The organism is Lutibacter sp. A64 (genome assembly GCF_022429565.1).
Classification (GTDB): domain Bacteria; phylum Bacteroidota; class Bacteroidia; order Flavobacteriales; family Flavobacteriaceae; genus Lutibacter.
The window spans coordinates 3375553-3391594 of the sequence record NZ_CP092487.1; the positions used below are offsets into that span (position 1 = coordinate 3375553).

1 protein-coding gene is annotated in these 16042 nt (G+C 36.2%); it reads left to right on the forward strand.

Going from position 1 to position 16042, the window contains the following annotated elements:
- The first annotated feature begins 440 nt into the window (after positions 1–440).
- Positions 441–16028, forward strand: a complete 15588-nt coding sequence (locus MKD41_RS13810; RefSeq protein WP_240242920.1) for a DUF7507 domain-containing protein — start codon at positions 441–443, stop codon at positions 16026–16028.
- Positions 16029–16042 lie beyond the last annotated feature (14 nt).

The window sequence follows — 16042 nt, forward strand, 5'->3', positions numbered from 1 at the left end:
TAGTTGTTTTTCCGTTAATAAATACTCAATTTTTAAAAATTTATAGAAGTACGTGTGTTAAATCGTAAGTATAAGTTAATCAATAGTTTGTATTCTGTCTATTTAGCGGAAAACGGATATTATAACCATTTGTAACAAGAAACTCTTAACGTAATTTTGCCCGATAATATTTTTTAAAATAATTATAATGTTTACTTATAATAACCCCTAAAAAGTTAAACTACCAATTTTTGATTAGTTTAAATTTTAGGGTTTTTTATTGTGATTTTTTAAAATTTCTTGTGTTTATAAAGTATAGATATGTTTCTCATATTCAGAAAAAAAATAAAAGAATTTGAAGTACGTATACCTATAAATACAACTAATAAGTAATAAAAAATATAGATACTGCAATTTAGGTTGCGTTCTAAATTATAACAATGAATTAAAGAATAAATTTTATGAAAAAATTTTACGTATTACTTTATTTTACATTTTTAATAGCAATTACTTCTTCACAAACAGCCTACGCGCAGTGTACTGGTTGTGATGGTACTAATAATAGTACTAGCCCGATTTTTGCAGCAAATGAAACTAGGTGTTTTACTACAGGTACTACATCAATTTCTTCAGATATTACATTTGGTGATGGTGGTTCTATATGTGTCGCTTCAGATGCTGTATTAAATTTAGGGGCTAATAATTATTCTACATCTGGTTCAGGTACTTTTACAATATACGTAGAAGGTACATTAAATGTTCAGCAAAACACAACTTGGGCAGGTGATATGGATATTACCATTGCTCCTGGAGGTTTAATGACAACCAAAACATTAACCTTAAATGGTGATGTTATGAATATTACCAATAATGGAACTTTTAAACCAGAGACATTGCAGTTTTCTAACTCCAATGCCGTAATTACTATTGAGAATAACTCAAATATGACTGTTAGTAATAACCTTAATATTAGTAGTGGTAAAGCTCAATTTATAAATTCTGGAAATCTTACGGTGTCTGGTAATTATAACTCCAACAGTATTTCCTCATATATTAACTGTGGGATATATTCTGGTAAATTTAATTTAAATGGTGGAGGTCAAGTAATTAATACAGGAACCTTTAATACTGGTCAAATTGATTATGGAGGTGATACTTCTAAAGTTAGTAATTACGGTACTTTTAATATTACAGGAAATGTTAATTTAGGTAATGGAGGTACATTTTATAATCAAGGAGTGGTTATAACATCTGGTAGTGGAGTATTTTCATCTACAGGTAATTTTGTAGGGCCTTCAGACTCCAGTCTACAAGGGTATTTTGAATTTGAAAGTCTATCTTCTGTTAACGAAGGTAATATTGGGCCAAACTTAAATTTTACAAGTACGTCTTTAGGTTCAGGTACTGACGAGATTGGTGATCTGTTTCAAAATTACGGTAATCTTAATGTAGATTCAAGCGTTGTCTTTGGAGGTGTAGCGCCAACCATAGAACCAACCAATTGTCCAACGGCAGATGGTGGTGTTATCTATTCTGGTACTGTTTATAACGATACAAATGATAATGGTACCGTAGACGGAACAGGTATTGGTTCTCCAGGAAGTACTCAATTATATGTAAATGTTGTAGATTCAACAGGTAATGTAGTAGCTACAGCTGCTGTAGCAAGTGATGGTACTTATACTGTAACTTTAGACGATGCTTTAGTAGATTATACATTTGAATTAAGTACAAGCCAAGGAACGGAAGATAGTCCTGCGCCAACTAATGAATTACCATCAAATTGGGAATATACAAATGAAGGCGGAGTTGTTGATGGAAGTTTAAATGTGCCTAGTTTAACGGCTGGTTCTATAGATTTTGGTATTAAAGAAACTGTAGACCCTTGTACTGATCCGGCAGGAATAGACACTGATGGAGATGGAATAAATGATATTTGTGATTTAGATGATGATAATGATGGTATACCAGATATATTAGAGGATTCTTGTGATGATTCGTCTAAAGTAGATTATAATGTGGTGTATTCTGAAGATTTTGGAACAGGTGCAGGAAGATTTGAAGATTCAGCTGTTTTAAATCATACTTTTAAAAGTTCTGGACCCATTGGTGATGGGTCTTATGCTGTTGTAACATCTAATACAGAAGGATTGTCACAATACAATAGAACAGATAAAAATGGAAATGTTGATGCAAACATAGATGATGTCGATGGTCCTGCGGATGGTTCAACCGATGGAAGGTACTTAGCTATTAATATGAACGGTAATGGAAATTCATCGTATACAGGACCATCTACTTTTGAGTTCTATAGAAAGGAAGGTTTAACAACAGAGGCAGGACTTAATTACAGGTTTAGAGTAGATTTAGCAGGCTTGTGTAACGGTTGTGACGATATTCCTAAATTTACTTTACAAATTCAAGATTCAAACGGAACCGTTTTAGCATCTGCTACTTCAGAGGATATTGGTGTCGTTAACGATGACCTTTGGAGACGTACCACTCTTGATTTTAAGGCAACTACAGCTAGTGTTGATATAGTGCTTATAAATTCCCAACCAAATGGTGGTGCTGGAAATGATGTGGGTGTTGATAATATTGTTTTAGCTTCAATAGTTTGTGATACTGATCGTGATGGTATTCCGGATCATTTAGATTTAGATAGTGATAATGATGGATGTCCAGATGCAATTGAGGCTGATGGAAGTATAACAAATGATGATTTAAATTCAAATGGAAGTATTAATGGTACTGTTGATGCAAATGGAGTGCCAACAGCTGTAAGTGGAGGTCAAGATACTACTACAGCAGTGCTTACAAGTGATGTAATCAACTCAATAGTAATAGCACCAAGTACACCAGAAGTTTGTGTAGATTCAAACATTACTTTAGAAGCTACAATTGAAGGGAAAAGAGTTACAGATTTTGGAGCCTCAGGTTTAGAGGATGATGATACAACTATTGATATACCAGAAGCAGATTATACGTACCAATGGTATTTAGGAACTACAGAGTTAACAGATACAGCACCATATAGTGGAACAAGTACAGCAAGTTTAACCATAACAGAAACTCCGGAAGGCTTCGATGAAAATGAATATAGAGTAGAAGTTACAACAAGCAATAATAGTTGTGGTGCTGAAGAAAGTATTACCTTATCTGTTAATGACTTACCAACAGCAGCAACTATAAGTGCAAGTAGTTCAGTATGTTCAGGAGAAGATGCTGTGTTTACTATAGAAGGAGCAGCAGGAGATATAGTTACATATACTGGAGCAAAAGGTTTACCATCAAGTCCAGTAACTATAGGAGAAGATGGTACTGTACAAGTAACAGTCTCTGAAATAACTGCAGATACCACCTTAAATTTAACCAATGTAAATAATGGTACTTGTTATTTAGCATTAACAGATGTAAGTGCTACGGTAACAGTAAATACATTACCAATTGCAAATGCAGGAGAGGATGCTACTTTAGACTGTACAACAACAAGTGTAATGTTAGGAACTGCATCACAAGCAGGTTATAGCTACGAATGGTCACCAGCTACAGGATTAGATGATACAGCAGCTGCACAACCAGAAGCAACACCAAGCGAAACAACAACTTATACTTTAGTGGTTACGAATACAACAACAGGTTGTGTAAGTACTTCAGATTCTGTGACTATAACTGTAGAATGTTCACAGATTTCATTAGAGAAAGACGGTGTTTATGAAGATACTGATGGAGATTCTATGGTAAGTGTAGGAGATATAATAAAATATACATTTAGTGTAGAAAACACAGGAAATGTAACGGTGTCAGCTTTAACTATAGATGATACTACAATAGGAATTACAGGATTAGCAGTAACACCAAGTACATTAGCAGCTGGTGAAACAGGAACAGCAAGTTTAGATTATGCGATTACCGCAGCCGATATTGCAGCAGGATCCGTATCAAATACAGCGACAGCAAAAGGAACAGATCCAGATGGAGATCCCGTAACGGATGATTCAGAAGATCCAACACCATTAGATCCAAATGACCCAGCTTACGATTCATCTTGTCCAGATTGTACAGTAACACCATTAGAACAAACACCAATGATTTCATTAGAGAAAGACGGTGTTTATGAAGATACTGATGGAGATTCTATGGTAAGTGTAGGAGATATAATAAAATATACATTTAGTGTAGAAAACACAGGAAATGTAACGGTGTCAGCTTTAACTATAGATGATACTACAATAGGAATTACAGGATTAGCAGTAACACCAAGTACATTAGCAGCTGGTGAAACAGGAACAGCAAGTTTAGATTATGCGATTACCGCAGCCGATATTGCAGCAGGATCCGTATCAAATACAGCGACAGCAAAAGGAACAGATCCAGATGGAGATCCCGTAACGGATGATTCAGAAGATCCAACACCATTAGATCCAAATGACCCAGCTTACGATTCATCTTGTCCAGATTGTACAGTAACACCATTAGAACAAACACCAATGATTTCATTAGAGAAAGACGGTGTTTATGAAGATACTGATGGAGATTCTATGGTAAGTGTAGGAGATATAATAAAATATACATTTAGTGTAGAAAACACAGGAAATGTAACGGTGTCAGCTTTAACTATAGATGATACTACAATAGGAATTACAGGATTAGCAGTAACACCAAGTACATTAGCAGCTGGTGAAACAGGAACAGCAAGTTTAGATTATGCGATTACCGCAGCCGATATTGCAGCAGGATCCGTATCAAATACAGCGACAGCAAAAGGAACAGATCCAGATGGAGATCCCGTAACGGATGATTCAGAAGATCCAACACCATTAGATCCAAATGACCCAGCTTACGATTCATCTTGTCCAGATTGTACAGTAACACCATTAGAACAAACACCAATGATTTCATTAGAGAAAGACGGTGTTTATGAAGATACTGATGGAGATTCTATGGTAAGTGTAGGAGATATAATAAAATATACATTTAGTGTAGAAAACACAGGAAATGTAACGGTGTCAGCTTTAACTATAGATGATACTACAATAGGAATTACAGGATTAGCAGTAACACCAAGTACATTAGCAGCTGGTGAAACAGGAACAGCAAGTTTAGATTATGCGATTACCGCAGCCGATATTGCAGCAGGATCCGTATCAAATACAGCGACAGCAAAAGGAACAGATCCAGATGGAGATCCCGTAACGGATGATTCAGAAGATCCAACACCATTAGATCCAAATGACCCAGCTTACGATTCATCTTGTCCAGATTGTACAGTAACACCATTAGAACAAACACCAATGATTTCATTAGAGAAAGACGGTGTTTATGAAGATACTGATGGAGATTCTATGGTAAGTGTAGGAGATATAATAAAATATACATTTAGTGTAGAAAACACAGGAAATGTAACGGTGTCAGCTTTAACTATAGATGATACTACAATAGGAATTACAGGATTAGCAGTAACACCAAGTACATTAGCAGCTGGTGAAACAGGAACAGCAAGTTTAGATTATGCGATTACCGCAGCCGATATTGCAGCAGGATCCGTATCAAATACAGCGACAGCAAAAGGAACAGATCCAGATGGAGATCCCGTAACGGATGATTCAGAAGATCCAACACCATTAGATCCAAATGACCCAGCTTACGATTCATCTTGTCCAGATTGTACAGTAACACCATTAGAACAAACACCAATGATTTCATTAGAGAAAGACGGTGTTTATGAAGATACTGATGGAGATTCTATGGTAAGTGTAGGAGATATAATAAAATATACATTTAGTGTAGAAAACACAGGAAATGTAACGGTGTCAGCTTTAACTATAGATGATACTACAATAGGAATTACAGGATTAGCAGTAACACCAAGTACATTAGCAGCTGGTGAAACAGGAACAGCAAGTTTAGATTATGCGATTACCGCAGCCGATATTGCAGCAGGATCCGTATCAAATACAGCGACAGCAAAAGGAACAGATCCAGATGGAGATCCCGTAACGGATGATTCAGAAGATCCAACACCATTAGATCCAAATGACCCAGCTTACGATTCATCTTGTCCAGATTGTACAGTAACACCATTAGAACAAACACCAATGATTTCATTAGAGAAAGACGGTGTTTATGAAGATACTGATGGAGATTCTATGGTAAGTGTAGGAGATATAATAAAATATACATTTAGTGTAGAAAACACAGGAAATGTAACGGTGTCAGCTTTAACTATAGATGATACTACAATAGGAATTACAGGATTAGCAGTAACACCAAGTACATTAGCAGCTGGTGAAACAGGAACAGCAAGTTTAGATTATGCGATTACCGCAGCCGATATTGCAGCAGGATCCGTATCAAATACAGCGACAGCAAAAGGAACAGATCCAGATGGAGATCCCGTAACGGATGATTCAGAAGATCCAACACCATTAGATCCAAATGACCCAGCTTACGATTCATCTTGTCCAGATTGTACAGTAACACCATTAGAACAAACACCAATGATTTCATTAGAGAAAGACGGTGTTTATGAAGATACTGATGGAGATTCTATGGTAAGTGTAGGAGATATAATAAAATATACATTTAGTGTAGAAAACACAGGAAATGTAACGGTGTCAGCTTTAACTATAGATGATACTACAATAGGAATTACAGGATTAGCAGTAACACCAAGTACATTAGCAGCTGGTGAAACAGGAACAGCAAGTTTAGATTATGCGATTACCGCAGCCGATATTGCAGCAGGATCCGTATCAAATACAGCGACAGCAAAAGGAACAGATCCAGATGGAGATCCCGTAACGGATGATTCAGAAGATCCAACACCATTAGATCCAAATGACCCAGCTTACGATTCATCTTGTCCAGATTGTACAGTAACACCATTAGAACAAACACCAATGATTTCATTAGAGAAAGACGGTGTTTATGAAGATACTGATGGAGATTCTATGGTAAGTGTAGGAGATATAATAAAATATACATTTAGTGTAGAAAACACAGGAAATGTAACGGTGTCAGCTTTAACTATAGATGATACTACAATAGGAATTACAGGATTAGCAGTAACACCAAGTACATTAGCAGCTGGTGAAACAGGAACAGCAAGTTTAGATTATGCGATTACCGCAGCCGATATTGCAGCAGGATCCGTATCAAATACAGCGACAGCAAAAGGAACAGATCCAGATGGAGATCCCGTAACGGATGATTCAGAAGATCCAACACCATTAGATCCAAATGACCCAGCTTACGATTCATCTTGTCCAGATTGTACAGTAACACCATTAGAACAAACACCAATGATTTCATTAGAGAAAGACGGTGTTTATGAAGATACTGATGGAGATTCTATGGTAAGTGTAGGAGATATAATAAAATATACATTTAGTGTAGAAAACACAGGAAATGTAACGGTGTCAGCTTTAACTATAGATGATACTACAATAGGAATTACAGGATTAGCAGTAACACCAAGTACATTAGCAGCTGGTGAAACAGGAACAGCAAGTTTAGATTATGCGATTACCGCAGCCGATATTGCAGCAGGATCCGTATCAAATACAGCGACAGCAAAAGGAACAGATCCAGATGGAGATCCCGTAACGGATGATTCAGAAGATCCAACACCATTAGATCCAAATGACCCAGCTTACGATTCATCTTGTCCAGATTGTACAGTAACACCATTAGAACAAACACCAATGATTTCATTAGAGAAAGACGGTGTTTATGAAGATACTGATGGAGATTCTATGGTAAGTGTAGGAGATATAATAAAATATACATTTAGTGTAGAAAACACAGGAAATGTAACGGTGTCAGCTTTAACTATAGATGATACTACAATAGGAATTACAGGATTAGCAGTAACACCAAGTACATTAGCAGCTGGTGAAACAGGAACAGCAAGTTTAGATTATGCGATTACCGCAGCCGATATTGCAGCAGGATCCGTATCAAATACAGCGACAGCAAAAGGAACAGATCCAGATGGAGATCCCGTAACGGATGATTCAGAAGATCCAACACCATTAGATCCAAATGACCCAGCTTACGATTCATCTTGTCCAGATTGTACAGTAACACCATTAGAACAAACACCAATGATTTCATTAGAGAAAGACGGTGTTTATGAAGATACTGATGGAGATTCTATGGTAAGTGTAGGAGATATAATAAAATATACATTTAGTGTAGAAAACACAGGAAATGTAACGGTGTCAGCTTTAACTATAGATGATACTACAATAGGAATTACAGGATTAGCAGTAACACCAAGTACATTAGCAGCTGGTGAAACAGGAACAGCAAGTTTAGATTATGCGATTACCGCAGCCGATATTGCAGCAGGATCCGTATCAAATACAGCGACAGCAAAAGGAACAGATCCAGATGGAGATCCCGTAACGGATGATTCAGAAGATCCAACACCATTAGATCCAAATGACCCAGCTTACGATTCATCTTGTCCAGATTGTACAGTAACACCATTAGAACAAACACCAATGATTTCATTAGAGAAAGACGGTGTTTATGAAGATACTGATGGAGATTCTATGGTAAGTGTAGGAGATATAATAAAATATACATTTAGTGTAGAAAACACAGGAAATGTAACGGTGTCAGCTTTAACTATAGATGATACTACAATAGGAATTACAGGATTAGCAGTAACACCAAGTACATTAGCAGCTGGTGAAACAGGAACAGCAAGTTTAGATTATGCGATTACCGCAGCCGATATTGCAGCAGGATCCGTATCAAATACAGCGACAGCAAAAGGAACAGATCCAGATGGAGATCCCGTAACGGATGATTCAGAAGATCCAACACCATTAGATCCAAATGACCCAGCTTACGATTCATCTTGTCCAGATTGTACAGTAACACCATTAGAACAAACACCAATGATTTCATTAGAGAAAGACGGTGTTTATGAAGATACTGATGGAGATTCTATGGTAAGTGTAGGAGATATAATAAAATATACATTTAGTGTAGAAAACACAGGAAATGTAACGGTGTCAGCTTTAACTATAGATGATACTACAATAGGAATTACAGGATTAGCAGTAACACCAAGTACATTAGCAGCTGGTGAAACAGGAACAGCAAGTTTAGATTATGCGATTACCGCAGCCGATATTGCAGCAGGATCCGTATCAAATACAGCGACAGCAAAAGGAACAGATCCAGATGGAGATCCCGTAACGGATGATTCAGAAGATCCAACACCATTAGATCCAAATGACCCAGCTTACGATTCATCTTGTCCAGATTGTACAGTAACACCATTAGAACAAACACCAATGATTTCATTAGAGAAAGACGGTGTTTATGAAGATACTGATGGAGATTCTATGGTAAGTGTAGGAGATATAATAAAATATACATTTAGTGTAGAAAACACAGGAAATGTAACGGTGTCAGCTTTAACTATAGATGATACTACAATAGGAATTACAGGATTAGCAGTAACACCAAGTACATTAGCAGCTGGTGAAACAGGAACAGCAAGTTTAGATTACGCGATTACAGCAGCCGATATTGCAGCAGGATCCGTATCAAATACAGCGACAGCAAAAGGAACAGATCCAGATGGAGATCCCGTAACGGATGATTCAGAAGATCCAACACCATTAGATCCAAATGACCCAGCTTACGATTCATCTTGTCCAGATTGTACAGTAACACCATTAGAACAAACACCAATGATTTCATTAGAGAAAGACGGTGTTTATGTAGATACTAATAATGATGGAATAACAAATGTAGGCGATGAAGTACATTATGTATTTACAGTAGTTAACACAGGAAATGTAACGGTTACAGGAATAACAGTAACAGATGACAATGCAACCGTAACAGGAGGATCAATAGATTTAGTACCAGGCGCAACAGACAGTACTACTTTTACAGCTGTACATACCTTAACACAAACTGATATAAATACAGGTTATGTATATAATATAGCTACGGCAACAGGAAAAGATCCAAGTGGCGATCCAGTAACGGATGAATCAGAAGATCCAACACCAGCAGATCCAAGTGATCCAGGTTATGATGCTGGTTGTCCTAACTGTACGGTAGTAGAGATACCTAATACTACTAATGCAATTAATGACATTAACAATACGTTTGTAGATGTTCCAGTAGATGGAAATGTGTTAACAAATGACTTTGATTTAGAAGGTAATGCACAAGAGGTAACATTAAATACAGAACCTACAAGTGGAAGAGTTGTTGTAAGCACGGACGGAAGTTATACATACACCCCAGATCCAGGATTTATAGGAACAGATACCTTTAGCTATACAATATGTGATGATGGAATACCAGAGGCGTGTGATTCAGCAACTGTAACAGTAGAAGTATTAGAAGATCCGTATGCTGATATTAATGAAGTTGTAGCAAATAATGATACCGCAACAACAGAAGAAGATCAACCAGTAGAAGGAAATTTACTATCAAATGATTTTGATCCAGAAGGAGATGAGCTTATAGTAAATGAAACACCAGTAACAGGTCCAACCAATGGTTCAGTAACAATAGATCCAAACGGAACGTTTGTTTACACACCAAATCCAGGATTCGAAGGAGAAGATACATTTGTATATGAAGTATGTGATGATGGAACACCATCTGTATGTGATGAAGCAACAGTAACTATTATAGTAAATCCAGATAATGGTGTAAATGACACGTATGCAAATGATGATGCTTATAATGGAAATCCAAACAAGGATATCACAGGAAGTTTATTAGATAATGATACTGATCCAGAAGGATATGTTTTAGAAGTTGTAACATTAATTTCAGGAGTTGACCCTTCAGAAGGAGCCTTAACATTGAGATCAGATGGTACTTTTACTTTTATACCAGCAAGAGGCTTTAAAGGAGCAACAAGTTTTGTATATGAAGTTTGCGATGGAGATACACCACAAGCCTGTGATAAAGCAACAGTTTATTTGACAGTAAATCCAATCAATAATACATACGCTATCAACGATATCAACAATACATTTGTAGATACATCGGTAGCAGGAAATGTATTAACAAATGATTTTGATCCAGAAGGAGATTCAGTAAGTGTAAACCCTTATGATGGAGTAACAACAGAAGGCGGAACAGTTATAATGAACACAGATGGAAGTTACATTTATACACCAGGATTAGGATTTATAGGAGAAGATACCTTTAGTTATACAATTTGTGATGATGGAATTCCAGAGGCGTGCGATACAGCCACGGTAACAATTACTGTAATCGACACGATTTTAGGATTAGAAAACAATCCACCGGTAGCGAATGATGATACAGCAATAACCGAGGTTGGTGTAGAAGTTGAAATACATGTTATATCAAATGATTTTGATCCAGATAGTGAGGATACTATTACGGTAACACCAGGAAGCGTAACAACTCCAGTAAATGGAAGTGTAATAGACAATGGAGATGGAACGTTTACTTATACACCAAATGCGGATTTTGAAGGAAAAGATTCTTTTACATATCAGATATGTGATGATGGAACACCATCATTATGTGACACCGCTACGGTAACGGTAACAGTTTTACCTGACGATGGTGGCGATAATGATACATATGCAAATGATGATACTTATAATGGAGATCCAGAAACAATTATTTCAGGAAATGTAGTAGATAATGATACTGATCCAGAAGGCGATGAGCAAACGGTAACTACTGTACCAGTAGTTGATGTTTCAAATGGAACATTAGTGTTAAATGGTGATGGAACTTTTGAGTACACACCAGATGAAGATTTTGTAGGCACAGACAGTTTTGTATATGAAGTTTGTGATACAGGGTCTCCACAGGTTTGTGATCAGGCAACAGTTTATTTAACTGTGAATATTCCAAACTCTTATGCAGAATTAGCGATAGAAAAAGAAATTAGTGTACCAGCAAATGGAGTAAACCATATAGTTGGAGAAGAGATAACGTTTACTATAACATTAGTAAATAATGGACCAGGAAATGCTACAGGAATAGATGTAGTAGATCAACTACCTAGTGGCTATAGTTTATCAACAGTTACTGCGCCAGTTGCAAGTATAGGTACAACGTATGATTCAGATTCAGGCTTATGGGCTGTAGGAGATTTAACAGTTTATGATAATACAGATGCTGCAAGTATAGCAGCTACAACAGCAACATTAACAGTTACAGCAATTATAAATGAATCAGGAAATTATACAAATATTGCAGAAGTAACAGATGCAGATCAAAAAGATCCAAATGGAGTTGTTCATGGGAACAATACTCCAGGAGAGATTGATCAAGATGAAGTGACTATAGTTCCAACTGCTATTACAGATTTAGTTACAACAAAAGTTGTAGATAATGCAACTCCAAATACAGGAGATACGATTACTTATACGCTAACGGTTGTAAATAATGGACCAAGTGTAGCTACAGAAGTAAGTTTAATTGATAATCTACCAGCAGGTCTTGAGTATGTTACTCATATAGCTACAGGAGGTTCAGTGAATACTTACGCTGATGTTGCTGGAGATATGACTTGGTCAATAGGTAAAATTGATATTGGAGAATCTGCAACTTTAACTATAGATGCGTTGGTTACTGCACAAGGGACATTGGCTCAAACACCAATAACTAATATTACAACTCCAGCTTCAGGAGATCAATTAGATCCAACAACAGATGGGGATGATTTAGAAGAGAACATTATAGTAACAAGTTCAGACTTAGTAACAGTAAAAACGGTAAGTGATCCTACACCAAATGAAGGAGATACAATTACTTATAGTATAGCAGTTACTAATAATGGACCAAGTGATGCAACAGATGTAAGTTTAACAGACTTATTACCAGCAGGAGTTACTTACGTAAGTGATGATCAATCTGGAGCATATAATAGAGGTTCAGGAATATGGACAGTTGGTGCCATTGCAAATGGAGCAACAGTAACCTTAAATATTACAGCTACAGTTGATATTGATACTGCAGGAGAAACAATAACGAATATAACTACAGCAGCAACAGGAGATCAATCTGACCCAACAACAGAAGGAGATGATTTAGAAGCTACTATTGAAGTTGAGAATTATGCAGACATTGTTTTAACTAAAGTAGTAGACAATGCTACACCAAATGTTGGAGATACCGTAACTTATACGGTAACAGTTACTAATAACGGACCTGCAAAAGTTACAGGTTTAGTTGTAACAGATGCTTTACCTACAGGATTAACTTATGGTATTGTTTCACCGAGTGATGGAACTTGGACAGCACCAAACTGGAGCATTGATTTATTAGAATCAGGAGAAGAAGAAACAATAGTAATTGAAGCTGTTGTAGGAATGGATCAAGGAGGAATGACATTAACAAATGTAGTGTCAAACACACAAGATCAAGTAGATTCAGACTTAACAGAAGATGATGATAGAGAAACAATTGTAGTAACAAGTTCAGATCTTGTAACCGTAAAAACAGTAAGTGATCCTACACCAAATGAAGGAGATACAATTACTTATAGTATAGCAGTTACAAATAATGGACCAAGTGATGCAACGGGTGTAAGTTTAACAGACTTATTGCCAGCAGGAGTTACTTACGTAAGTGATGATCAATCTGGAGCATATAATAGTGGTTCAGGAATATGGACAGTTGGTGCCATTGCAAATGGGGCAACAGCAACCTTAAATATTACAGCAACTGTTAATGTAGATACCACAGGAGAAACAATAACGAATATAACTACTGCAGCAACAGGAGATCAATCTGACCCAACAACAGAAGGAGATGATTTAGAAGCTATTATTAAAGTTGAAAATTATTCAGATATTGTATTAACTAAGGTTGTAGACAATGAAACACCAAATGCTGGAGATATAGTAACCTATACCGTAACCGTTAGAAATAATGGACCAGCAAAAGTTACCAACTTAGTAGTAACGGATGTTTTACCAGCAGGCTTGACTTATACAGCGAATGTTATGCCAAGTGATGGAGTTTGGACAGCACCAACTTGGAATATAGATTTACTAGAGTCAGGAGAAGAAGAAAGCATTGTGTTAGAAGTACTTGTAGGAATGGATCAAGGAGGTGTGACATTGACAAATGTAGTTTCAAATACCCAAGACCAAGTAGATGCAAACTTAACAGAAGATGATGATAACGCAACAATTGTAGTAACAAGTTCAGATTTAGCAACTGTAAAAACAGTAAGTAATGCAACACCAAATGAGGGAGATATCATTACTTATACAATAACAGTTACTAATAACGGACCAAGTGCTGCAACCGGAGTAAGTTTAGTAGATAAATTGCCAGTAGGAGTAACTTTTGTAAGTAGTTCAACAGAAGCATACAATTATGGATCAGGATTATGGAATATTGGAACTATAGCAAATGGAGCAACTGTAACATTAAACATTACTGCAACAGTTAATGATGGAACATTAGGACAAACAATTACAAACACAACAAGTGAATTAATTGCAGATCAAACAGATTCTGATACTACTAATAACGTAGGTAGTGCTTCAATTGTACCAACAGCATATATCGATTTAAGTTTAACTAAATGGGTTGTTAATGATGTTGTTAATCCTGAAGTTGGAGATATGATTACATTTGAAATTAGAGTTGAGAATGATGGACCAACAATGGCAACAGGCGTTCAAGTAACAGATTTAATTCCTTCAGGATATGACTTTGTCAACTATAGTCCATCGATAGGAACTTATGATGATGAATCTGGTATTTGGGATATAGGCTTTATTGAAGTTGGAAATACAGCAGTATTACTTATTGATGTAATAGTAAATGATAGTGGAGACTATATTAATATTGCTGAAATTACTGCAGCCAATGAAATTGATATAGATTCTACGCCTAATAATGGTGATGTAAATGAAGATGATTATGATAGTGCTTCTGCACCACCATATCAAGAACTTGATTTACGAGTTGAAAAAACTGTTATGGCAAATAATTTAGAACCATTGGTTGGAGATGAAGTTTCTTTTGAAATTAGATTGATTAATGATGGTAATATAGATGGTACAGAAGTAGTTGTTGCAGATCTATTACCTACTGGTTATACCTATGTTACCCATGGATTATCTAAAGGTGTATATGATTATGAAACTGGAAATTGGATAGTTGGAACTATCTTAAATGGAGAAACAGAAACACTGTTTATTGATGCAATTGTTAATGCAACAGGTGATTATTTAAACTGTGCAACAATTACAGCAATGCACCAAACAGATCCAGACTTAAGTAATAATACAAGTTGTATTGCTACAGATCCAATTAAGGTTGTTGATTTAGAGTTAACAAAAGAAGTTGCTTTATCTCTTGGAAACCAAGGTCCAGTTAGTACAACAGGTGTTTTACAACCATATGCAGAAACTAACGTTGATTTTACCATTACGGTAACAAACAACGGACTTAGTGATGCTACTGGAGTACAAGTACAAGATCAATTACCAAGTGGTTATAATTTTGTGAATGTAACTGTATCTACGGGATCTTATGATGATGGTTCTGGAATTTGGAATGTAGGCACTATAGCAAATGGTGCATCAGAAACTATGGTAATTACAGCTTATGTTAATCCATTAGGAGATTGGTTAAATGTTGCCGAAGTAATTTCAGTAAATGAATTAGACCTAGATTCTACTCCAGGTAATGGAGATATATTTGAAGATGATATGGATGAAATAGCTACAGACCCAATTATTCAATTAACAATTCCAGAAGGATTTACACCAAATGGAGATGGAATAAATGATGTGTTTGAAATAGAACATTTAGAAGTATTGTATCCTAATTTCTCAATGGAAATTGTAAATAGATATGGTAACAAAGTTTATGACTATAAACATAACGGAGACCCATATCAAACACCAACATGGTGGGATGGATATTCAACAGGAAGATGGAACTTCTCAAGTGATATGCTTCCAACAGGAACTTATTTCTACACTATTTATTTCAATAATGATGAAAGAAAACCACAAACAGGTTGGATTTATTTAAGAAAGTAAAAACACTAATTTTA